General features: G+C 61.8%; 20 protein-coding genes. 10 read left to right on the top strand and 10 right to left on the bottom strand.

The genetic code is table 11. The features are described 5' to 3' along the window. Nucleotides 1-17: 17 nt before the first annotated feature. Nucleotides 18-449: an arsenate reductase (glutaredoxin) gene (gene arsC / locus QD280_RS03615; RefSeq protein ID WP_279838351.1), complete on the bottom strand. Its 432-nt coding sequence runs from the start codon at nucleotides 447-449 to the stop codon at nucleotides 18-20. After that, nucleotides 446-847 (bottom strand): helix-turn-helix transcriptional regulator, encoded by a 402-nt coding sequence (locus tag QD280_RS03620; RefSeq protein ID WP_279838352.1) that lies wholly within the window; start codon nucleotides 845-847, stop codon nucleotides 446-448. The genes arsC and QD280_RS03620 overlap by 4 nt, the downstream gene beginning before the upstream one ends. 176 nt (nucleotides 848-1,023) lie before the next feature. On the opposite strand from QD280_RS03620, the gene QD280_RS03625 reads away from it, so the two are divergent. Together QD280_RS03625 and QD280_RS03630 are read left to right on the top strand one after the other, a co-directional pair. Continuing rightward, complete coding sequence (locus tag QD280_RS03625) at nucleotides 1,024-1,407, top strand: hypothetical protein (protein ID WP_192838184.1); 384 nt, start codon at nucleotides 1,024-1,026, stop codon at nucleotides 1,405-1,407. Nucleotides 1,408-1,467: 60 nt separating this feature from the next. After that, nucleotides 1,468-2,556: an NAD-dependent epimerase/dehydratase family protein gene (locus tag QD280_RS03630; protein WP_279838353.1), complete on the top strand. Its 1,089-nt coding sequence runs from the start codon at nucleotides 1,468-1,470 to the stop codon at nucleotides 2,554-2,556. A gap of 78 nt (nucleotides 2,557-2,634) precedes the next feature. Here QD280_RS03630 and QD280_RS03635 read toward each other — a convergent pair whose 3' ends face one another. Next, nucleotides 2,635-2,847 (bottom strand): DUF3820 family protein, encoded by a 213-nt coding sequence (locus QD280_RS03635; protein ID WP_279838354.1) that lies wholly within the window; start codon nucleotides 2,845-2,847, stop codon nucleotides 2,635-2,637. 135 nt (nucleotides 2,848-2,982) lie between these two features. On the opposite strand from QD280_RS03635, the gene QD280_RS03640 reads away from it, so the two are divergent. Continuing rightward, a complete protein-coding gene (locus QD280_RS03640; protein ID WP_279838355.1) occupies nucleotides 2,983-4,449 on the top strand; it encodes an aldehyde dehydrogenase family protein in 1,467 nt (488 codons plus the stop codon). Nucleotides 4,450-4,690: 241 nt separating this feature from the next. On the opposite strand, the gene QD280_RS03645 is transcribed toward QD280_RS03640, so the two are convergent. Then, nucleotides 4,691-5,497 carry a sulfite exporter TauE/SafE family protein gene (locus tag QD280_RS03645; protein ID WP_279838356.1) on the bottom strand — a complete coding sequence of 269 codons (807 nt, stop codon included), beginning with the start codon at nucleotides 5,495-5,497 and terminating at the stop codon, nucleotides 4,691-4,693. Between the two features lie 306 nt (nucleotides 5,498-5,803). Between QD280_RS03645 and QD280_RS03650 the strand changes: the two genes are divergently transcribed. The 6 genes from QD280_RS03650 to QD280_RS03675 all read left to right on the top strand — a co-directional run bounded on the left by QD280_RS03650 (nucleotide 5,804) and on the right by QD280_RS03675 (nucleotide 12,156). Continuing rightward, nucleotides 5,804-6,478 carry a response regulator transcription factor gene (locus QD280_RS03650; protein WP_279830439.1) on the top strand — a complete coding sequence of 225 codons (675 nt, stop codon included), beginning with the start codon at nucleotides 5,804-5,806 and terminating at the stop codon, nucleotides 6,476-6,478. Beyond that, nucleotides 6,456-7,790 carry an ATP-binding protein gene (locus tag QD280_RS03655; RefSeq protein WP_279838357.1) on the top strand — a complete coding sequence of 445 codons (1,335 nt, stop codon included), beginning with the start codon at nucleotides 6,456-6,458 and terminating at the stop codon, nucleotides 7,788-7,790. Before QD280_RS03650 ends, QD280_RS03655 begins: the two co-directional genes overlap by 23 nt. Before the next feature lie 84 nt (nucleotides 7,791-7,874). Then, nucleotides 7,875-9,851, top strand: coding sequence for a copper resistance system multicopper oxidase (locus tag QD280_RS03660; protein WP_279838358.1), 1,977 nt, complete (start codon nucleotides 7,875-7,877; stop codon nucleotides 9,849-9,851). Between the two features lie 9 nt (nucleotides 9,852-9,860). Then, a complete protein-coding gene (locus QD280_RS03665) occupies nucleotides 9,861-10,643 on the top strand; it encodes a copper resistance protein B (protein ID WP_216060277.1) in 783 nt (260 codons plus the stop codon). A gap of 225 nt (nucleotides 10,644-10,868) precedes the next feature. After that, nucleotides 10,869-11,600: a cytochrome c gene (locus tag QD280_RS03670; protein ID WP_248378614.1), complete on the top strand. Its 732-nt coding sequence runs from the start codon at nucleotides 10,869-10,871 to the stop codon at nucleotides 11,598-11,600. Nucleotides 11,601-11,709: 109 nt separating this feature from the next. Next, a complete protein-coding gene (locus tag QD280_RS03675) occupies nucleotides 11,710-12,156 on the top strand; it encodes a hypothetical protein (RefSeq protein WP_279838359.1) in 447 nt (148 codons plus the stop codon). Between the two features lie 75 nt (nucleotides 12,157-12,231). On the opposite strand, the gene QD280_RS03680 is transcribed toward QD280_RS03675, so the two are convergent. The 3 genes from QD280_RS03680 to QD280_RS03690 all read right to left on the bottom strand — a co-directional run bounded on the left by QD280_RS03680 (nucleotide 12,232) and on the right by QD280_RS03690 (nucleotide 16,266). Beyond that, complete coding sequence (locus tag QD280_RS03680) at nucleotides 12,232-13,458, bottom strand: TauD/TfdA family dioxygenase (RefSeq protein ID WP_279838360.1); 1,227 nt, start codon at nucleotides 13,456-13,458, stop codon at nucleotides 12,232-12,234. Between the two features lie 128 nt (nucleotides 13,459-13,586). Then, nucleotides 13,587-14,678, bottom strand: a complete 1,092-nt coding sequence (locus QD280_RS03685) for a GlxA family transcriptional regulator (RefSeq protein ID WP_279838361.1) — start codon at nucleotides 14,676-14,678, stop codon at nucleotides 13,587-13,589. A gap of 196 nt (nucleotides 14,679-14,874) precedes the next feature. Beyond that, a complete protein-coding gene (locus QD280_RS03690) occupies nucleotides 14,875-16,266 on the bottom strand; it encodes a diguanylate cyclase (RefSeq protein ID WP_225348018.1) in 1,392 nt (463 codons plus the stop codon). Nucleotides 16,267-16,482: 216 nt separating this feature from the next. Here QD280_RS03690 and QD280_RS03695 point away from each other — a divergent pair, with 216 nt between their 5' ends. Then, complete coding sequence (locus QD280_RS03695) at nucleotides 16,483-18,930, top strand: DNA polymerase II (protein WP_279838362.1); 2,448 nt, start codon at nucleotides 16,483-16,485, stop codon at nucleotides 18,928-18,930. A 73-nt stretch (nucleotides 18,931-19,003) separates the two neighbouring features. On the opposite strand, the gene QD280_RS03700 is transcribed toward QD280_RS03695, so the two are convergent. The 3 genes from QD280_RS03700 to QD280_RS03710 all read right to left on the bottom strand — a co-directional run bounded on the left by QD280_RS03700 (nucleotide 19,004) and on the right by QD280_RS03710 (nucleotide 22,924). Beyond that, nucleotides 19,004-20,170, bottom strand: coding sequence for a DUF1513 domain-containing protein (locus QD280_RS03700; RefSeq protein WP_279838363.1), 1,167 nt, complete (start codon nucleotides 20,168-20,170; stop codon nucleotides 19,004-19,006). 86 nt (nucleotides 20,171-20,256) lie between these two features. Then, nucleotides 20,257-21,435 carry an imelysin family protein gene (locus QD280_RS03705; protein ID WP_279838364.1) on the bottom strand — a complete coding sequence of 393 codons (1,179 nt, stop codon included), beginning with the start codon at nucleotides 21,433-21,435 and terminating at the stop codon, nucleotides 20,257-20,259. A gap of 16 nt (nucleotides 21,436-21,451) precedes the next feature. Then, nucleotides 21,452-22,924: a di-heme oxidoredictase family protein gene (locus tag QD280_RS03710; RefSeq protein WP_279838365.1), complete on the bottom strand. Its 1,473-nt coding sequence runs from the start codon at nucleotides 22,922-22,924 to the stop codon at nucleotides 21,452-21,454. Between the last annotated feature and the right edge of the window lie 94 nt (nucleotides 22,925-23,018).

Consider the following 23,018-nt stretch of genomic DNA (forward strand, 5'->3'; position numbering starts at 1 on the left):
GTGTGTGCGTTCATGATTCAGGTCCTGGGGGCGTGGATGACGTCGCCGTCTTCCTTGGTGTATTGCGCGACCGGGTTGTCCAGCAGCTCCAGCACCGCCTCCGACGGGCGGCACAGGCGTGTGGCCTGTGGCGTGACCACGATGGGGCGATTGATCAGGATCGGGTGGGCCATCATGGCGTCGATCAATGCTGCATCGCTCAAGGCCGGATCATCCAGATTGAGCTCGTCATAGGGCGTGCCCTTGCGGCGCAGCAGCGGGCGCGGGCCACCTCCCATGGCGGCAATCAGGGATTCCAGCGTCTCGCGCGTCGGCGGCGTGACCAGATACTCGATCACCTCCGGTGTCTCGCCGGAGGCCTTGAGCATGGCCAGCACATTGCGTGACGTACCGCAGGCCGGGTTGTGATACATCGTGATCTTGCCGGAAGAACGGGCGGAATCAGTCATCGTTGCCAGGCTCCTGAGAAGCACAGGGGGGGGGAAGAGGCGCTGCAGTCGGGCACGGTGAGCGAGGCCAGCAGTGGGTCGCAGACCACCGAGGAGCCGGCGCAGCAGTCGCGTACCAGAAACTGCACGGTGGCGAGCATGTGCTCGAGGTTGGCGCGGTAGATCAGCGAGCGGCCTTCGCGCTGGGAGTGGATCAGCCCCGCGCGGCTCAATACGCCCAGATGGGTCGAGAGGGTGTTGTGCGGCACCTCGAGACGACGGGCGATCTCGCCGGCAGGCAGGCCTTGTGGCTCATGGCGGACCAGCAGGCGAAACGTGTCCAGACGCGTGGCCTGGGACAGCGCCGCGAAGGTGTCCAGCGTGGCCTGCGGGTCGGGCAGGCTGTCGGAGTCATTCATTTGATCTGTCCATATGTCGAGACTTGTCGAAATGACGATGATGCGATGATAGATCAGCGTGCCGCGAATGGGAAGATGCACGAGACGATGCCGGGGCGTGCATTCCGGTCAGGCATTTGCCCGGCAGTATTGGTAGCATGTGCGCCATTGATTACCGCACAAGGGAAGATGGCACGATGATGATGGTATTGCAGATTCTGGGCGGCTTCGTGCTGACAGCAGGGGTACTGCTGGCGGCAGTGCCGGAGCTGGTCAACCGCTTCAAGGGCCCGAACGACACGCCGCAGACCGTGCCGAAGGAGACCGGCGCGGCGATCTCGCGGCGCATTCGTTGGGGCTGGGTCATCGCGGTGGGGTATCTGCTGATGTATCCGCCGATCGGCCTGGGTGTGTTGCCGGTGCTGGTGACGCTCGCGGTGGCCGGTATCGCCGGCATCATGACGGCCCGTCTGATGGGACTGATGCTGGATGGCATCGAGATGCGCCATCTGTTCCGCTTCGCCGCCGAGTCGCTGATTCTGGGCGGCCTGTGGACCTGGTTCGTCAGGCTGTCTGCCTGACGCCATTGCCGCGCACACTGTGCCGTCAGATCGCCAATTACTGCATTCCGGGAGTCGTCCATGCCGCTCAATGCGTCTACGCAAGCTTCATTGGCAGGCCTGGAGCGATCGCGCCCGGTACTGGTGACCGGGGCGACCGGCTATGTGGCGGGGCAGCTGATTCGTCGCTTGCTGGAAGAAGGCCTGACGGTGCATGCCGCAGTGCGCGATCCTGGCAATAGCGAACGTCTGGCGGCGCTCATGGCGCTGGGCGAGCGCTTACCGGGGGAGCTACGTGTCTTTGCCAGCGATCTGCTCAAACCGGGCTCCTACGCTCAGGCGATGGCAGGCTGTGCGGTGGTCTTTCATACTGCCTCGCCCTTCGTGGTCAGTGTCCTGGACCCCGAGCGCGATCTGGTGCGCCCGGCAGTGGACGGCACGCGCAATGTGCTGGAAGAGGCCAATCGTCAGGCCAGTGTCGAACGGGTGGTGCTGACCAGCAGCTGTGCCGCCATCTACAGCGACAATGCCGATGCGCAAGACACCCCGCGCGGCTGTTTCGACGAGAGTGTCTGGAATACCACGGCGTCGCTTGAGCATCAGGCCTATTCCCATTCCAAGACGCTGGCGGAACAGGCCGCCTGGCAGATTGCCGAGCAGCAGTCGCGCTGGCGGCTGGTGGTGATCAACCCCTCGCTGGTGCTCGGCCCCGCGATCAGCGATGACACGCGCGGCGAATCCTTCAGCCTGATGACGCAGCTATGTGATGGCACGCTCAGGATAGGCGCGCCGGATTACGGCATGGGCGTGGTGGATGTGCGGGATGTGGCCGAGGCGCATCTGGCGGCAGGATTTCTGCCTACGGCCAATGGGCGTCATCTGGTCGCCGGGCACTCCTCAAGCTTCATTGCACTGGGGCGGACCTTGCGCCGTCACGCCGGCTCGCAGTACTCGATTCCCACTCGCCAGCTACCCAAATGGCTGGTGTGGCTGGCGGGTCCGCTGGCCAACAAGGCCGTGACCCGCAAGGTCGTCGCGCGCAACGTGGGCCATCCCTTCGTCTTCGACAATACCCGCAGTCGCGAGCAGCTGGGTCTGATCTACCGGCCCCTCGAGGCGACGCTGCACGACATGTTGGATCAACTGGAGGCCAGCGGCCGCCTGTCGTGATTCCCACTCGCTGACTTGTCCGCGACGCTGCGGCTTGCGTAGCTCTTCTGTATTTCACTCCCTCAGCGCCTCAGTCCCTCAGCGCCGCCGCAGCGGCTCCAGCAACGCATTCAACCCGTTGTGATCAATCTCGTGCATCAGCGCGAGCAGGCGACCGATCTCGCCCTGCGGAAACCCCTTGCGCGCAAACCAGACCAGATAATCCCCGGGCAGGTCGGCAATCAGGCGTCCGGCATACTTGCCATAGGGCATCTGGCGGGTCGTCAGTTTCTGCAGGTCTTCAGGGCTCATCCTTTGACTCTCATTCGGTTTCGGTAGGGGGAGGCTCTCAGTTGGCGGTGCCATTCTGGCATAGCTGAGTTGCGGTGGTTGGGTTTTGCCACACTATCGCCATGTCTCCTGTAACCCCATAGCACGGAGAGACTCATGCCTCGCGATTACCAGAACCTGGAGCAGCTACCTCTCGCCGGTGAATGGCGTGCCGGACGAGCCGGCAAGACGCTCGAGGTGGTGGACCCCTTCGATCAAAGCTCGCTGCTCTCGATTTCCATGGCCAACGCCGAGGATCTCGACGCCAGCTATCGCAAGGCGCGCGATGTTCAGCCTGACTGGGCCCAGACGCCGGCAAGCGAGCGCGCGGGCGTGATGCACAAGGCGGTGGAGCTGATGGACGAGCGACGCGAGGAGCTGCTCGGCTGGTTGATTCGTGAGTCCGGCAGTACTCGCATCAAGGCTCAGGCGGAGCTGGCCGCGGCCCGCGCGATCACGCTGGAATCTGCCGCGATGGCCAACCGCGTGGCCGGGATAACGATGGAGGCTCAGGTGCCGGGCAAGGAGAGCCGTGTCTTCCGCAAGCCGCTGGGTGTCATCGGTATCATCAGCCCGTGGAATTTCCCGCTGCATCTGACCCAGCGTTCCCTGGCACCGGCATTGGCACTCGGCAACAGCGTCGTCATCAAGCCGGCGAGTGACACGCCGCTGACGGGTGGCCTGCTGCTGGCCCGATTGTTCGAGGAGGCGGGCCTGCCTGCCGGCGTCTTGAGCGTGGTGGTCGGTTCAGGCAGCGAGATCGGCGATGCCTTCGTGGATCACGAGGTGCCGAGGCTGATCTCCTTCACCGGTTCCACCCAGGTAGGCAAGGGGATCGGCAAGCGCGCCGTCGGTGGTGATCACCTCAAGCATGTTGCCCTGGAGCTGGGCGGTAACAGTCCCTTCGTGGTGCTTGATGATGCGGATATCGAGCAGGCGGTGGACGCCGCTCTGGTCGGCAAGTTCCTCCATCAGGGGCAGATCTGCATGGCCATCAACCGCATCATCGTCGATGAGTCGGTCCATGACGCCTTCGTCGATCGCTTCGTGGCGCGTGCCCGTGGACTCAAGGTCGGCGAACCCGCACAGGACGATACCGTCATCGGGCCGATCATCAATGCCAAGCAGCGTGATGGTCTGCTCGAGATGATCGAGACGGCCAAGGGCGAGGGCGCCCAGGTGATGCTGGAGGGCGAGACACAGGGTCAGCTGGTGCCGCCGCATGTGTTCACCGATGTCACCAATGACATGAGTCTGGCGCGCAACGAGATCTTCGGGCCGTTGGTCGGCATCCAGAAAGCCCGTGATGAAGCGCACGCGCTGGAACTTGCCAATGGCACCGAGTATGGCCTCTCGGCATCCGTCTTCACCGCGGATATCGCACGCGGCGAGCGCTTCGCGCGCCAGGTCGAGGCTGGCATGGTGCACGTCAATGACATGCCGGTGAACGATGACCCGCGCGCGCCCTTCGGTGGCGAGAAGAACTCCGGCCTTGGGCGCTTCAATGGCGACTGGGTGCTTGAGGAGTTCACCACCGACCAGTGGGTCAGCCTGCAGGTCGAGCCCCGCCAGTATCCGTTCTGATTTCTGGTCTGTAGTTGACGCATGACAAGCAGCGCCCCGCTCAGCCTGATGCCTGAGTGGGGCGCTTTTGATGGTAGGTAATGCTGACGCCGTCATGATGGGTGGAGCAGGCTATAAGGCCAGCTGAGTGTGATACCCGGGGCATCCCTGTCGACAGGCCAGGGGCACATGCTGTGATCATCAGCGCGACCGCCAGATGAGCCGTGCGTGAGAAGCGGATCAGGGCGTGGCTGGCGGCGGATCAATGACTGATCAGAGAAGCGCTACCCAGCCAGGCAAGCCTGAGCGCCAGCAACGACAGCGCCCATTTGAACAGGCCATCGAAATGCCGGTTGGAGACGCGATCCAGAAAGCGCAGTCCGAGGCGGGTGCCGATCAGGCCCGCGCCGATCATCAGCACGATCAGGGGCAACCACTCATGGAAGAGAAACCCTGCCATGCCGAAGATGAAGGCTTTGGTGAGGTGCTGCGCGACCATGCAGGCCGCGAAGGTCGCCACCTTGGCGTGACGCTCGCCGCCGCCTTGCTTGATGAAGCTCGCGACCAGTGGGCCGCTGGCACCGATCAGACTCGAAAGGAAAGTCGTGATGGCTCCGGCGATCAAGGTGCCCGTGCGGCTCAAAGCTCGCTTGGGCAGTGCCGGCCCCCAGCAGGTGAACAGCACGAACAGCGCGATGGAAAGCTCCAGTACCCCTTCAGGCAAGCGGATCAACACCCAGGCCGCGACCAGCGCACCCAGCGCCACACCGGGCAGAAAGGCCAACAGACGGCGCATGTCGATATGGCGCCACGTCATCGCCATGCGGCCGCCGTTGGAGCCCAGCTGCACCATGCCATGCACCGGAATCAGGGCAGCGGCAGGCATCAACTGCGCCATGAACATGATCAGCAGGGTGCCGCCGCCAACCCCGACGGCAGCGGACATGGCTGACGTCAGCAGGGCAAGCAACAACAACGCGCAGACGATAGGCAACGAGAGTGGGAAATACTGCGCGAGGCCCTCAAGCAGGCTTGCGAGGTAGGGAAAATCGGCGGGACTGGCGAGCATTGCGGGCATCCTGTGGAGATAGCCAATAAAGATGGATAGGGATTCAGGCAGCCGACATGACGCATGACCTGCCTGACAGGCGTGCAAGGCTACCGTGACCAAGAGGCGCTATCCAGCCAGGCGTGCGTGGCTGAATAGCACATGGGAGATTCGAGCGGCTTCGCGTGGTGGTGAGATTGTGTATTGCTGTCTTTTCAGCCAGTGATCAGCTTTCCCCCATAGGATGGTGAGGCTTACCATGACATGTTGGTTTAGCCCTATGCCGCAGTGTTCAGTGGGTATTTTGTGGATCAGGAGAAAGCTGGCATGAAGCTGTTGTTGCTTGAAGATGATGACCTGCTGGCGGAAAGCCTGGCCGAGCTGCTTGAGGATAATGGTTATCGGCTGGATGTCTCCTCGAATTTGAATGATGCGCAAGCCTTCATGGCAACCGAGCAGTACGCGCTGGCCATTCTGGATCTGGGACTGCCTGACGGCTCCGGGTTGGATTTGCTCAAGCGCTGGCGTCAAGGTCAGGTGGATATTCCAATACTGATTCTCACGGCCCGTGACACGTGGGAAGACAAGGTCATCGGTTTGCGCAGCGGGGCAGATGATTACCTTACCAAGCCATTTCATGAAGCAGAGTTGTTGGCACGTCTTCATGCGCTCCTTCGGCGTCGCCAAGGGGCAAGTCATGGGTATCTTCAGGTGAGCGGAATTCAGCTGGATGAAGAGGCGCAGCGTGTGTGCTGCGATGGAGAGCAGTGGGCGAGCTTGACGGCCACCGAATTCCGCCTGTTGCGCTACCTCATGCATCATCCAGACAGAGTGCACTCCAAGGCACAGTTGCTGGATCAGCTATATGCCCTGGAGCAGGACGCTGCGGCGCCCAATCTGGTAGAAGTCTATATCGCTCGCCTTCGCCGCCGCCTGGGCAAGGACTTGATACAGACCCGCCGCGGACAGGGGTATCTGCTTGTTTCACATCGATCGTCGTAGCCTTCGTTTTCGCCTGCTGACCCGCCTGGGAGGAGCATCTCTCGCGGTGGTGCTGTTTGCCTGGTATCTGCATGGCTTCTTTCTCCACGAGCTGGCGAAGGACTTTCTTGGCGAGCGTCTCAAGGATGAGGCATCGCATATCGTCACCTTGCTCAAGAAGGATGAGCGACCTGTTGCCCAGCTCATGGCAGCGGCCCGAGAGGAGTCTCTGAGCTTTCATCATTTCTATGTGTTGCGAGTCGGGGAGAAGGTCAGTACTTCGCTGCCTGCCTTGCCGACGCAGATGCTCCCTTTGCTTGAGGGCAAGGGGGATGCGTTGTTCATGCATCAGTTTCAGCAACAGCCACTGTTGGTCTATCGGCACGTCTTCGATATCCGCGGGGACGCCGTGCAATTGCTGATTGCCGAGAATTTCTCGCCAGTGGAGCAGGGCTTGACCCGAGTTCATTGGTGGATTGCCGCCAGCGCCATCCTGTTATGGGGAATTCTGATATCACTCAATCTGCTGGCGGTAAGGCGGGGGCTCAGGCCGTTGAGTGTCCTGCGTCATCAATTGAGTGAACTCCAGTCCGGGCACCGAAAGCGGATTGTGCTTGAGGCCCCTTCCGAGCTTGATGCGTTGGTATCACAGCTCAACACCCTGCTGGATGAGTTTGATCGTCGGTTGTCTCGTTCACGAGAGTCTGTGGCGAATCTGTCCCATGCGCTCAAGACACCCCTGGCGGCACTGGCACAGGTGCTGCGCGGCAAGCGACCGATCAATGAGGTACGTCGTGGCAAGATGCTGCAACGTGTAGAGACGATTCATTCCCAGCTGGAGACAGAGCTCAGGCGAGCCCGCATTGCTGGCCCGCGCGCCGGTCAGACAACACGCCCGGTTGAAGAGGCCCAGCGCTTGATCGAGATGTTCCAGGGGATCTATCCGCAGCGTACCTTCTTGCTGGAGTGTCTGGGCGTATCTAATCAGCATGCGGATAGCTGGGTGAATGTCGAGACACAGGATTTCACCGAAATGCTCGGCATATTGCTTGATAATGCGGGCAAGTGGTCTGTCAATCAGGTGCAATGCCGATTGACGATAGAGAGAGACCAGATCGTGCTCTGCGTCGAGGATGATGGTCCGGGGGTGCCGCAGGCACAGTTGGCCCATCTTGGCGAGCGTGGGTGGCGGCAGGACGAAACTCACCCGGGGTATGGGCTGGGGCTCTCCATTCTTGCGCATCTCGTCAAGCATTACGCTGGTTGCGTGAGCTACTCAACAGCAGCCGCAGGGGGATTGAGAGCCGAGGTGCATCTGCCCACCCGCAAATAGGCACTCCATTCAGGTTCGTTTCAGCTTGCCGTGGCTTCATCCATGTCATGACTCATCATTCATGACTCGGGAGCAGCTACGGCCATGGCACCAAAACCGTCTGAATTTTCTGTATCACGTCGTCAGTTGCTCAAGGGAGGTTCTGCCCTGGGGCTGGGCGCAATGGTGTCAGGCGTGGCACCCGCCTGGGCCAACCCCTGGGGGCGCACATCAGGTTACTCCCAAGGGGTTGAGCATGGGCCCGAGATCTCTCTTGTCATTCGACGTGAAGACATCGACATTGCCGGGCAATTCGCTCGTCCCATCAGCATCAATGGCAGTAGTCCCGGGCCCATGGTGCGCTTGAAGGAAGGGCAGGATGCTGTCATCAAGGTGACAAACCTGCTCGATGAGCCAACCTCCATTCACTGGCATGGCATCATACTTCCCCCGGAAATGGACGGTGTGCCGGGTATCAGCTTCGCAGGGATCGCACCGGGCGAAACCTTTACCTATCGGTTCCCTGTCACTCAGAGCGGTACCTACTGGTATCACAGTCATTCAGGCCTCCAGGAGCAGGAGGGCCACGCAGGTCCATTGATCATCGACTCCGCAACACCGGAAGCCTTCACCTATGATCGTGAGCATGTCCTGCTGCTGACTGACTGGACATTCGAAGACCCCAAGTCCGTATTTCGCAATCTCAAGACCATGGAAGGCTACTACAACTATCAGGAGCGTACCGTCGCTGATTTCTTTGCGGATGTACGACGGGGTGGTTGGGTGGACACGATCGAGTCGCGCAGCATGTGGGCAGAGATGCGCATGAGTTCACGGGATATTGCCGATGTCACCGGCAGTACCTATACGTATCTTCTCAATGGTCATTCACCAGAAGAAAACTGGAGCGCGCTATTCAAGCGCGGGGAAACAGTGCGTCTGCGTGTCGTCAATGGCTCGGCAATGAGCTACTTCGATTTACGCATTCCCGGCTTGAAGATGACCGTGGTAGCGGCAGATGGACAGCCAGTGCAACCGGTAGAAGTGGATGAGTTCCGTATTGCCGTGGCGGAAGCCTACGATGTACTGGTGACACCGGAAGATGACAAGGCCTACACCATCTTCGCCGAAGCCATGGACCGCAGTGGCTACGCGCGAGCCACGTTGGCACCCCGCCCCGGGATGGAGGCGCCCGTACCTGAGCGACGGCAGATCGCTGATCGCGGGATGGAGGCCATGGGCGCTCATGCTGGAATGGACCACTCGCAGATGGCAGGTATGGATCATTCGCAGATGGCAGGCATGGACCATTCGAAGATGGCAGGTATGGACCATTCGCAGATGGCGGGCATGGACCATTCGCAGATGGCGGGCATGGACCATTCGCAGATGGCGGGCATGGACCATTCGCAGATGGCTGGCATGGACCATTCGAAGATGGCAGGCATGGACCATTCGAAGATGGCAGGCATGGACCATTCGAAGATGGCAGGCATGGACCATTCGAAGATGGCAGGTATGGACCATTCGAAGATGGCAGGTATGGACCATTCGAAGATGGCGGGCCTGCAGGCCGATGCAGCCCAGGGCGGCATGCTGATGGCGGGTGCTGTTCAGCAAGGGGCTCGTTATGACCAGGCGGGAATCGGTCTGGACCAATCGCTGCGTCGTGTACTGGTCTATCAGGATCTCAAGGCCTATTCACCATGGCCGGACAGACGCGGCCCCATGCGCGAGATGGAGTTGCATCTGACCGGCAATATGGAACGTTATATGTGGTCCTTCGATGGCAAGAAGTTCAGCGAAGTCAATGGCCCTATTCATTTTCATAAAGATGAGCGCCTCCGTCTCATCTTGATCAATGACACCATGATGGAGCATCCCATTCATTTACATGGGATGTGGATGGAGCTCGAGAATGGCCACGGTGATCTGATTCCTCGCAAGCACACCTTGAATGTCAAACCCGGTGAGCGCGTTTCAGCGTTGATCACTGCCGATGCAGAAGGTAGCTGGGCTTTCCATTGTCATCTTCTGTACCACATGGATGCAGGTATGTTCCGTGTCGTAAAGGTTTCCTGAGGAGTCATCATGTCAATCAGTCAGCATTCATTTCGTCTTGCCTGCGTGACGGTATGTCTATTCTCCGGTGCTGGTGTCTCCCAGGCATTTGCCCAGGATGGATATGATGCCCCGGCGTCATGGCCATCGCCCATGGCCGAACATCTCCAGTGGAGCGCAGTCTTCGATCGCCTGGAATATAGCCTTCCGGATAAGGGAGAGGACTCCCTGGTGTGGGATTTTCAGGCCTGGTATGGCGGAGATACCCACCGCGTCTATCTCAAGTCAGAAGGGGAGAATGTCCAGGGCGATGGGGAAGAAGCCGAGTTTGAATCCCTTGAGCTTCTCTACAGTCAGCTGGTTGCCGATTTCTGGGAGTTCCAGATCGGAGCTGGCTATCAGGGTGGTGTGTTCAACGATGATCATGATGAAGGCGTGTATGGGGTGTTCGGCTTTCAGGGAACCGCCCCCTACCGGATCGAGACGGATGCCGCAGTGCAGTACCGAGAGGAAGGTATCGTGACTGCCAGCCTGGAGCTGGAACATGATGTGCGCCTGACCCAGCGCTGGTATCTACAGCCACGCAGTGAAATGGTGTTCGCTGCCAATGAGTCCAGGCAACAGGGGATTGGAAAGGGCCTCAACTCAGTACGAATCGGCTTGCGTGCTCGCTATGAGATAACTCGGCGGGTAGCGCCTTACGTCGGCATGTATTGGCAGAGAGAGTATGGCGAAACCGCTGATATGCAGCGTGAAGAAGGTGAGGATGTGGAGGATACGGCTGTCGTGGTCGGTGTGCGCTTGATGTTCTGAATCTCGATGGCTGTCGTGTATTGGCTGCTGGTGGTCGAAGTCATTCTCTGGAGGTGTTCCTTGAATGATGCAGAGACAGCTCAATGAAATCGGACAAGCGTTTCAGGTGCCAAGGCGCTGCCCGATGCATCGCGTCATGTCGCTGGTATTGTTGGCCGTCAGCCACCGGCTTTTTTACATAGCGGTCTGGGCGTTGAATCATGTTGTTTCATCAAGGGGACTGACATGAAAAAAGTACTGGTAGGGATGTGTCTGGCATTCCTGGTGCTGCTGGCAGCCGGGGCTGGAGTCATTTACTCCGGCGTCGTCAGTGTCGCGGCAGATGATCCGCATGGGCCATGGGTCTATGGAATTCTTGAAACGGCGCGTGATCGTTCGATCGAGAGCCACGCGAGTGATATCGCAACGCCATCCCTCGATGATGAAGCCATGAAAGTGGCGGGGGCCGGTAATTATGCATCGATGTGCGCCTCCTGCCATCTCGCGCCAGGCATGCAAGAGACTGAACTCAGCAAGGGGCTTTATCCCAGTCCACCGAATTTTGTGACTTCGGATATCCATGGTGAGCCTAGAGAGCACTTCTGGGTCATCAAACATGGGATAAAAGCCAGTGGAATGCCGGCATGGGGCAAGAGCATGCAGGATGAATATATCTGGCAGATGGTCGCTTTCATGCAAGAGCTACCGGGCATGAGTGCTGCGCGTTATACGGCTCTTGTGGCAGCAAGTGATGGTCATCAACATGGCGGAGGCGAGACTGCACAATCACCGTCATCGCATCATGACGATGACACCCGCCAACCACATCACGCTAGGGAAGCTGATGGGCCTGCTGATTTACAAGACAGCCATGAGCCGGAGGGCAGTCATGAGCCGAAAGAGAATCATGAGCCGAAGGACAGTGGCCGGGCTGAGGATCATCCTCACTCATCACATGATGCAGAGCATCAACATTGAGGCCAGGGCCAGCATCAGGCATCGGAAGTGACGTACACGGCCAGCTACAAACAACATGACCTGCCTGACAGGCGTACGATGCCAGAGCCGGCCTCAGCTTGAAGAGGTGGTGCACGGCGACATTCTCGATGTGCTGGCAGAGACGCCGGCATCCTGCGTGGCGATCAGCTGTCGCATCAGTGCCAACTGGCAGCAGGGCGAGCAACTCGCGAGACTCGTCGAGGTGATTCTTCGTCATCCACGCCTGCGAATCGTGATCGATGCCTTTGATCTCGAGCGTCTGCTGTTGTCCACCCGCATCGTGTCGGGCAGCGGTCGTCATCAACTGGCCTGGCAGACCCTGTCACGTCACATGCTGGAGCCGGAATGGGGCATGCATGCCGTCCATTGGCGGGGCGAGAAGCCTGATAGGCCGGCATGGGTCAGCGCCTTTGAACCTGCGACGCTGACCCGATGTCTTGCCCGCCAGTTGTCCGGTCATGAGGTGCGCTGTCTGCCGCCCCTGATTCCGCAGGACCCCGGCTTCACGCTCGTCATCACGCCACGCACGCCCTGACTTCCCCGCACGTTCTCGTTCTCATGCCGGCCATCGGCGTGAGCTGATACGCGAGCAGAGGCACGCCGTGCCGAATCACACTGTCTGGGTGGCTTCCTCGACCCGCTCGGCGCGTTCGGCACGCTTGAGCATGCGATAACGAGAGCGCACTTCGTCACGCTCCAGGTAGCAGCCCTGCAACCAGCGGCTGCCGCTGTCGCCCTCGAAGGCATCGCGGGCGTGCAGCAGGCGGCGATTGTCGAAGATGACCATGTCGCCGGGGGCATAGGTGAAACGCATGGCGAAGCGCGGCTCACGCAACATGCGCTGCAGCGTCATCAGTGCTTCATAGGCGGTCTCGGTCTGCTCGAACGGGGCCATCATCGGCCCGCGCAGGAAGTCGGCGATCCGCACCTCCAGCAGTTCTCCTGCCTGACCCAGCACGATCATCGGCGAGTACCAGACATGATCGGTATTGCGCGAGGTATTGGCGTAGCGCCAGTGCACCGTGGTGAGTGTCTCGTAGGCCTCGGGGTGTTCCTCCTTCAGCGCCGCCGCGATGGCGAAGCCGTCCATCATCACCGCCATGCCGCCTTCCACGGTGTTCTCGAGACAGTAGAGGCACTGCAGGCCCGGCTGATATTCCCGGGTCGGCAGGTCCACATGCGGCGGCAAGGCGATGGAGGTATAGGCGTTGGAATCCGGGTTCTGGATCGCGCGGACATTGAAGAGGTGGCCGAAGTTGGTGGTGCGGATCGAGCCGATGCGCTCGGCGACCTTTTCGATGGCGCCTTCTTCCGTCGGCAGGTTGCGCAGGCGCACCAGTCCCTTGCCGAGCAGTTCGTGCAGGGTCGGATACAGAATCTCCGCCTCCTGCGCGCTGCCATGGTCGGCCTCGGCCAGGCGGGCGGCATCGATGGTCGGCGGCTGAACCAACTGCTCACCGTGCCAGAGCGTCAGCGGCGGCAGTTCCGGCGGCAGCGCGTCCTGGTTGTCATAGTCATTGGCGCGCAGGAAGCCCGGGTGGAAGCGCAGGCGGCGGTCTTCGGGCGTGAACAGCACGCTGAGTGCGCCGTCCTCATCGATGCTGGCCTCGGCGATTTCCGGCCAGGCGGGAATCTGGGAGAGGTCCAGAATGCGTTCGCGCGTCGCCGGATTGACGGTGGTATCGTCCGCGGCGTTCTCGCGCAACCAGACACTATGAAAACGGCTGACGCGGCCATCGCTCCAGGTCACGCTCAGATAGCGTGCTTCGTGAATGACCTTCACGAGAGTCTCGTCAATTGGCCAGCTGTCGTAATCGGGTGTGATCGGGAGCGCCATGGAGAGTCCTTCCTTCTGTCAGGTGAGCGATTCCCCGACAGAATGGCAGCCCACGGCGCTCGCTACTGTGCCCAATTCGACACCGACTGTGCCCAATTCGACATCGCGATGCGGATAACGGGTGTGGATCAACCCAAGGGGCGCGGTGGCTGGCGGCGTGCCTGGGTCGGGGTGATGCCGAAGCGACGGCGAAAGGCGCGGGTGAAACTCGAATGCGAGGTGAAACCGCAGGCCAGGGCGATATCGGTGACGCCATGGCGGGTATCGTGAAGCAGGCTGCGTGCGTGCAGCAGGCGACGCTCCCCATGATAGGCGCGAGGCGTGCAGCCGAGCCCTTGCTGGAAGCGGCGCTCCAGCTGGCGCCATGAGAGGCCGAGCTCCTCGGCGAGTGCCTCGATGCTGAGCGGGGCCTCCAGGGTGTTCTCCATGCGCGTGATCGCACGCCTGAGCAGCGGGTCGGCCAGATCGGCCGTCTGCTGACTGATGCCGCGCTGGCGGCTGGCCGGCAGGCGACCCTGATCGAGAATCAGCTGTTCGCGTACTGCCTGATAGAGCGCCTGACCATGCTGGCGGCGAATCAGCTCCAGGCTCATGTCCAGCGGGGCGCTGCCGCCGGCGCAGAAGAAGCCATCGTCACTGATTTCATACAGTGACTCCACGGCGTCCACCTCATCGAAGCGCTGGCTGAATTCCGGCAGGCTTTCCCAGTGCAGCGTCACCGTCTTGCCGGTGAGCAGGCCGGCACGCGCCAGCACGAAGCAGCCGGTGTCCACGCCGCCGAGCTGGCAGCCGCTATGGGAGCGCTCCTGCAGCCAGTGCAAGGTGCGGTCTTCCAGATAGGCTTCCGGGGCAAAGCTGGTGCACACCACCAGCGTGTCCACTGCTGCGAGGTCATCACGTGCGGTATCCACCGGCAGCACCATGCCGTTGGAGGCCTTGACCGACGCGCCATCCTGGCTTGCGAGTGTCCACTGATACAGGCGTGTTCCGCGCAGTCGATTGGCGATGCGCAGCGGCTCGATCATCGAGAACAGCGCGACCATCGCGAAGCCCGGCAGCAGGAAGATGCCGAGTTGATGACGGTCAGCGGGGGCAGGTGAGGCAAGGGTGGCGGTCAAGGGCGCAATGCTGGTGGGCTGGTCAGACAACACGCCGTCTTCCGGAAGGCCGAAGGCATAGGACGCATCGGGCGGCGTAGCGCTGGAATCGTGTGAAGGCATGAGGATAGGCAACGACGACGTCGGGTGGCTCGGCAGAAGGGGATGGGCCTGACCTTAGCGTGTTCGCCACCTGAGTGCGAGAGGGGTGATGGCGGGGCGCGAGGGCTTCTGTGAGCGGGCTTTGGTGAGAAGGCTCCGTCCTGCTTGTGGCTCCTGACCAGGACAGGCAGGACGGAGCAATTCACGCATCATTGCGTTACAGCATCCTGAGGCAGTTGCGTCCTTCTTCCTTGGCCGCGTACATGGCTTCATCGGCGCGTGCGATCAACTGCTCGCGGGTGGCGCTGTCATCGGGTTCCAGGCAGGTCATCCCGATGCTCAATGACAGGGGCAGACGTTGGCCAGCGTATTCCACGACACTGTCCTTCATGCGTTGTCGCAGCAGGTTGATGCGCGTGGCCGAGTCACTGAGCAGCGAGTCAGGCAGAATCGCCAGGAATTCCTCGCCACCCCATCTGGCGAGGGTGTCGCCGGGCAGCAGAATCTCCTCGGCGAGCACGCTCAAGTGTTGCAAGGCAAGATCACCGGCGTCATGGCCATGATTGTCGTTGATCTTCTTGAAATGGTCGAAATCCAGCAGTGCCACGCACAGGGGGTGGTCAACCTCGGCGGTGGCCAGTGCCGCGATGCTGTCATCCAGTACCTGCTGGGCATGACGGCGATTGTAGAGGCCGGTCAGCGGGTCGGTGATCGCGATCTTCTCGAGCGCCTGATGCGCTTCCTTCAGGGCATTGATGTCATTGGCACGCGCGACTTCGTGGCCGGCCCACAAGGCGATGAGACGTACCAGCTCGATGTCCTGAGCGGTGAAGGGCGGCACCGGGTCAGGGCTTGAGAAGTTGAAGGTGCCGTAGCGCTCACCATCCACGATCACCGGTGCCCCGATGTAGGCTTCCAGATTGAAGTTGGCATAGCAGGGATGGTTGCGGATCTCACTGCTGGCCACATGATGGAAGGCCTGGACGCAGTCGGCCTTGTAGACGTGATCGCAATAGGTATCGCTGAGCGAGAAGCTCAGTCCCGGTTCCAGCAGGTCTTCCGGGTGACAGGCGCGCTGGACGACGTATTCGCCGCCCTGGATGCGGCTGAAGATACCGATCGGCAGGCCGAAATGGGCGCAGCCCAGTTTCAGCAGCTCATCGATGCGCTCATTGAAGTTGAGTTCACGTGATGAGGTGATGGCATGCAGGCTGTGGAGAGTATGTTCCGCCGTCACACGGCGTGAGACATCGCGGATCAGCCCGAACATGAAGATGTTGTCGCTGGTGGGGTCCTTGATGGGGCCGCCGAGCGTCTCACCATAGAAGTAGGTGCCATCCTGGCGACGGTAGCGGATGACCCGGCCTTCCTTGGCGGGCTGGGCATCGACACGAAAGCGCCTCTGCCCCTGGCGCTCGAACTCATCGCTGGAGGCATACAGCATACGTGTCTGCTTGCCGATCAACGCTTCACGCGGGTAGCCGAATGCCTTCACCGCGCTGTCATTCAGGTAGGTGATATGGCGCTGATCATCTGCAAGCAAGATGATGTCGTCGATCTGGCCCAGCATCTGGCCCAGCAGGGTTTGAATCATCTCAAAGCGTTGCATGACGCAGGCTCCTTGTGGGGTGCCGCTATCTCGGGAGAGGCATTCCTTGCCGCAGACATCCATCCTGTCGCCGGGAAGGCACGGTATTTCCGTCGTCAAGCTCAGGCTTCACGCCGGATGTTGTACGATACAGAATTCATATTATCGTATGAGGATACAGACGCGTCTTGCTCTCATCCTGCCCGGCATTCGTATATTCAACGTAAAGGTAATGCAGTGCCAGAGGCCGCATCCGAAGATTCCCGCCACGCTCCTGTTGAACTTCATGGCTTCGTGCTGACACGTCATTGGCGGGACACGCCCGAGGGGGTGGTGATCAGCTTCTGGATTCGCACCGACGAAGGCGCCGTACGTGTCGAATGTGCACCCCAGGAAGTCGTCGCTTTCCTGCCCGCCGAACAGCAGGTGCTGGCTCAGACACTGGTGAGCTTTGAGGCCGGCGCCGAGCTGCGTCCGCTGGCACTGGAAGACTTCCACCATCGCCCGGTGGCGGGGCTCTACTGTCGTGAATATCGCACCCTGGGCCAGCTGGCGCGCCGTTTGAAGGCGATTGGCGTCGACGTCTATGAAGCGGATGTTCGTCCGACGGACCGCTACCTGATGGAGCGTTTCATCACGGCAGGCGTCACGGCACGCGGCGAGCGCCAGCCTGATGGCAGCGTGAAGAATGCGCGCCTGACACCGCTTGCGGGCTATCGGCCACCGCTGCGCTGGGCATCGCTGGATATCGAGACCGATGCACGGGGCAATCTGTATTCCATCGCGCTCGAGGGCTGCGGACAACGTCAGGTCTACATGCTGGGACCCCCCAATGGCGAGGAGGACACCAGCCGCGATTTCTCGCTGGAGTACCGCGATAGCCGGCGTGAGCTGCTGCAATGCCTGCTGGACTGGGTCGCAAGGCATGATCCGGATGTCATCATCGGCTGGAACGTCATCCAGTTCGATCTGCGCATGCTGGTGCGGTTGTCAGAGGCCAAAGGCCTGCCACTGCGACTGGGGCGTGACGCCAGCGTGATGCAGTGGCGCTCTCATTCCCGCCAGGCCGAGCACTTCTTTGCCGAGATCGCCGGGCGTTGGGTGGTGGATGGCATCGAGGCGCTCAAGTCGGCCTTCTGGCATTTCGAGTCGTTCAGTCTCGAGAATGTCTCGCGTGAGCTGTTGCAGGAAGGCAAGGCCATCGATGACCCCTACGGCCGGCTGGACGAGATTCTGCGCATGTTCGCCGAGGACAAGCCTTCCCTGGCGCGCTACAACCTCAAGGATTGCGAGCTGGTCACGCGAATCTTCGCGAAGACGCGACTGATGGAGTTTCTGCTCGCGCGGGCCGCTGCCACGGGGCTCGAGGCAGATCGCAGCGGTGGCTCGGTGGCGGCCTTCACGCATCTGTATCTGCCGAGATTGCACCGGCTGGGCAAGGTCGCGCCCAATCTGGGAGACGTGGTGGGGGAGGACAGCCCCGGCGGCTTCGTGATGGATTCCCAGCCCGGGCTTTATGACTCGGTGCTGGTGCTGGATTTCAAGAGTCTGTATCCCTCCATCATCCGCACTTTCCTGATCGACCCGCTGGGCCTGGTCGAAGGGCTGCGTGGGTCAGAGAACGGCTCGGATGATGCCCCTGAGGCCGGTGTGCCCGGCTTTCTCGGCGCGCGCTTCTCGCGTGACCGACACTGCCTGCCGGGCATCGTCGCCGAGATCTGGCAAGCACGTGACGCCGCCCGCGCGGCGGGTGATGCCCCGCTGACCCAGGCGCTCAAGATCATCATGAATGCCTTCTACGGCGTGCTGGGGTCACGCGGCTGTCGTTTCTTCGATCCCCGGCTGGCGTCCTCGATCACGCGGCGTGGCCATCAGATCATCCAGCAGACGGTGGAGTTGATCGAGGCGCAGGGCTATCGCGTCATCTATGGCGATACCGACTCCACCTTCGTGTGGCTGGGCGCTGCGCATGAGGAAGCCGAGGCGAGCCGGATTGGCCGTGAGCTGGCGGCGCATGTCACCGACTGGTGGCGACGGCATCTCAAGGACAGTCTCGATCTCGACAGCGCGTTGGAACTGCAGTTCGAGACCCACTATCAGCGCTTCGTGATGCCGACCATTCGCGGGGCCGAAGAGGGCAGCAAGAAACGCTACGCCGGTCTGCAGCAGACAGGCAGCAGCGGCCAGACGGAACTGGTATTCAAGGGACTGGAGTCGGTGCGTTCCGACTGGACGCCGCTGGCCAAGACCTTCCAGCAGGGGCTCTATCGTCGCATCTTCGAAGGCAGCCCCTATCAGGAGTACCTGAAAGGCTACGTGCAGGATTACCTGCAACGCCATGCCCATGGCGCGGCGGACACCATGGATGTCGAGGCATTGATCTACCGCAAGCGACTGCGGCGCAAGCTCGACGACTATCAGCGCAACGTGCCGCCCCATGTCCGTGCGGCGCGTCTAGCGGATGACGAGAATCGCCGGCGGGGCCTGCCGTTACGCTATCAGCGCGGCGGCTGGATTCGCTATGTGATGACCACCTCCGGCCCGGAACCCGTCGAGTATCTGCGCTCGCCCATTGATGTCGAGCACTACCTGAGTCGTCAGCTCAAGCCCGTCGCCGATGGCATCCTGCCGTTCGTGGACGATGATTTCGATCGCCTGCTGGATCGTCAGATGACGCTGTGGTGATTTGCACGCTTAGGCGCTCAAGCTCCCGTCACCACAGCGCCTCCACCCGGTTATCAAAGCGCCAGATGCCTGGCTACATCAGCGCCAGGTGATTGTCCCAGTGGGTATTCGCCAGCCGCACCGGGCCAAGCGCCGGCAGCCCCTCCTCATCGATCAGCAGCCACTCGCCGCGACCATTGCTGACCACGAAGCCTGCAGGCGTCTGCTGCGTGGCCGGCACCGCCAGAACACCAGCGCAGTCGGCGAAGTCCAGAGTCGTGTCCAGCTCTCCCGTCGCGAGATTCCAGAGCGTGATCAGATTGCCGCGCGGGGCGGTCGCCACGGCCAGTCGCCCATCGGGGGAGACGGCGATGCTGGCGATGTACTGCTTGAACTGCGCGACGTAGTCCCGCGGCAACGGCAGCTCCTGCAAGCGGTCACTGCTGGGATGCTTCACCACCACCAACGGGCGGTGGTCCGCCGCGGGGCCCTGGTACTGATAGCCCGCGACGATGACGCCCTCGCGGCTGACATCCAGGTGGCGCAAAGACAGCTGGTGATGGGAGGGCTCGCCTTGCCAGCGAATCTCGCCCGAGACACGGTCGAGCAAGGTCAGATTCGACTGCATGCTGTCCAGGTTGAGCTTGACCCGACCGGTGTCGGGCCGCGTCAGAATCCCGCCATTGGCGATGATCAGCTGCTGGCCATCCGGATGCAGGCGAATTTCATGCGGGCCGATCCCGCCACTGGCGAACTCGCCGATCCGCGCGAAGTCGCGATTCACGTCGTAGATGCCGATGCGGCCTTCTCCGGGCGCGATGGCATTCTCGGTGGTGTAGAGCAGACCGCCATCCGGGCTGAATACGCCATGTCCATAGAAGTGGCGGTCCGGTGCGGCCTCGATGCGTGCGATCCGCTCACCGCTATCGAGGTCGAAGACATTGATTTCCGTCCCCGGGCGCCGTGAGAAGATCAGCGCCCACGGCTTGTGAGGATGTCGGGTGGCGCCGTGGGCGCGCTGGCGTATCGGCTGGCGCCAGCGCTCCACTCCCTGATAACTGGTGCAGCTGGCAAAGTGTTGCCCCGTATCATCATCACATGCCGAGATGGCCACCCCGAGTGGCTCGCGCCCCTGGGCGCTGGCGGCGTTGTTGCCGCCCGCCACGGCCATGCCGCCGGGCAGGCCCATCAGTGGCGTGCAGGCCAACGCCTTGAGCAGCCGACGTCGCTGGCGGGCGTCGGCTGCATGTGTGTCTGTCATGCCGTGAGGCATCTCGCCTGGCCCCTTGTCAGTTGTCATTCGCCGCTCTCAATTCGCCACTTGCCACTCACAATTCCCCGCCCTGATCAGTCGCCATCGGTGCTGTTGAAGCCCAGTGACAGGCCCAGCGCCGGGTTGAGCGTGTCGGCAAAACCGGCCTGCAGGGTCTCGATATGGATCATGGCCTGCTGCAGCTCACCATTGCGCGGATCATCGCGCAGTATGCCGGCGAGGTCATCCGGCAGGGCGGCGAAGGCCTGGCGCGCATCGACGAAATCGCTTGTGGTGGAGGCCACCATGCGCGGGTCGAGCTGGCCATTCAGGTAGCCTTGAATGCCAGCGGCCTCGTCATTGCCGAGCCAGAGGCGTTCCATCATCGCGAGAGTCGCCGCGATGTTGGCAAGCCCCATGCCGCCGCGCCAGGACTCAGCCGCATAGGGGTTGGCCGTGCCGCCGTTGTCGAGGCCGATCGGCCGGCGCAGTTTGCGGTCCTTGATGGCTTCCAGCTGCACGGTCAGCGCGCGAACCAGAGACAGCACGGCGTCACGTGAATCGCTGAAGGCGCCAGTGCCTTCGGCCAGTTGCGGCGCGAACTGCTGCCACTCATCACGCAGCGTCTTGCCGGTATTGGCGGCGTAGGCGGTGTTGGCCGTCATCAACTCGCAGCGGCGCGAGTCGGCCGTCAGGGGCGAGTCGGCATAGCGGGCATCGAACAGCTGATACTCCACGCTGCCCAGGCCTTGCATGACGATGGATTGCTCCGCCAGACTCTCGACCGTGATCGGGGCATCACCGGCGAGCAGGGCGCGGGTCTTGCGCGCGACCAGATCCTTCTTGTCCGGCCAGAAATACAGCTGCCACTGACGCGAGTTCTGCAGGATCGGGCCCATTTCCACCCAGTTGACCTGATTCAGCCCCAGCATGGCGCTGCGCCAGTCCTGCTTGAGGGTGTCGAGGGTGACGTCACCCTCGGCGGAGCAGAACGCCTGAGTATGCTGCGCGAGCTGTTGCAGGCGGCTGGCAAGTTGCTGGTGCGCCTCGCTCAGCGTGTCAGCGGCAAACTGGCTTACGGCCTTTGCGCTGTTGGTGTCAGTGGTGGCAGCGTCTGTGTTGGCGGCAGAGGAGTCCGTCGCCGCCAGTGTGCTTGTCGAGAACAGCGCGGCGCCCATCAGTGTCATGCCACAGGCCATCAGGGCCAGGGGCGAGGTCTTGCGCTGTGCAGGTTTCATCGGGGTTGCAGCTGGGGTGAAGGTGTCGCGGGGCATGAACGGGTATTCCTTGTCAGAGAGTCTCGAGGAAGCGCAACAGGGCTTCACGCTGGTCAGTCGGCAGGGCCACGACGGCATCGCGGCTGGGCTGGGCTTCGCCGCCATGCCAGAGCACGGCCTCGAGCAGGGTGCGTGCACGGCCATCATGCAAGAAGCCCGTGGCAGGGTTGACCGTCTGGGCCAGGCCGATGCCCCACAGGGGCGGCGTGCGCCATTCCTGGCCGCTGGCGTCGAATTCGCGGCGATCATCTGCCAGTCCTTCGCCCATGTCATGCAGCAGCATGTCGCTGTAGGGCCAGATCGTCTGCTCGGCCAGTTGTTCCGCCACGCCGCCGGACTGGGTGGTCAGGCGAGGGCGGTGGCAGCTGGCGCATCCAAGCTCGCGGAACAGTTGCTCGCCTTGGCGTACCGTCGGGTCATCGATATCACGCCGGGTGGGCACGGCCAGATTGCGCGAGTAGAAGGCCACGTTGTCCATCACGTTGTCGTCGACCTCGATCTCTCCCCCATCGGGCAATGTCTCGCACTTCTGGAGCGGGGTGCAGTCGGTGGAGCTGACCAGATGGGAGGTCAGTCCCATGTCACCGGCGAAGGCCTTGGCGCTCTGCTGTCGCACATCGGGCTGGCCGGCCTTCCAGCCGAAACGCCCCATGACCTCGCGTTGCTCGGCAAGTGACCAGACAGTATTGGCGCGCCCGCTGATGCCGTCGCCATCCGCATCCTGCGGGTCGGCCCACTCGAGCAAGGTCTCGTCGCTGACCGCCTCGAGCAGCCCCAGCCCCACCATGCCGGGGGCGAGACGTGGGGAGAGCGCGATGGCGCCCGGGTCCCCGAAGCCCGGTTCGGCGATGGAATAGCGCGGCTTGCGCAATGCGATCACTTCCCCGTCCGCCAGGGTCACCGTCACTTGCTCGTAATCCACCTGCATGCGGCCATCGCGCTCGATGCCGGGCACGGCGGCATTCTGCAGCTGGGTGCCATAGACAGGATGCGGCATCACCCCGGCGATACGCCGGAATTCACGCTCCTCATCGCTCCAGCTGTCCTCGTGACTGTCCGGCAGGCCCAGGCGCAGGAAAAGGCCCACCGAGGGATCGCCCTCGGCCGGCAGGCTGCCGCGGCCATCCTTGACGTGGCAGTTCTGGCAGGCGTTGGTGTTGAACAGCGGGCCGAGGCCATCGCGTGCAGTGGTGCTGGCGGGCGCGATCACCCAGGGGCTCTTGAAGAAGCTGTTGCCGACACTGAAGGACAGGCGCTGATCGAAGCTCAGGTTCTTGGCCGGCAGTGAATAGGCATTGGTATCGTGCTTGGGCACGCTGCCGTCGCCACCGCTTCTGTCGGTGTCCTGCAATGGCAGTTCGGCCAGATACGCGCTCACGGTCAGCGCTGGCTGGGCGGCCTGTGCTACGCCCAGCGGCAGGGCGGCAAGCGTGATGGCGAGAGACAACGCGTGGAGTGTGGGGTGTTTCGGGACGACGTGTGGCATCAATGTAGGTCCTGGCTTGCGCGGTCAGGCTGCAGGTTCTTCCGGTGCTGCGCAGCAGCCTGAAAGAATCAGCAGACGCGCATCAAATGCTGGC

It is taken from the genome of Cobetia sp. 1AS1 (assembly GCF_029846435.1).
Classification (GTDB): Bacteria; Pseudomonadota; Gammaproteobacteria; order Pseudomonadales; family Halomonadaceae; genus Cobetia; species Cobetia amphilecti.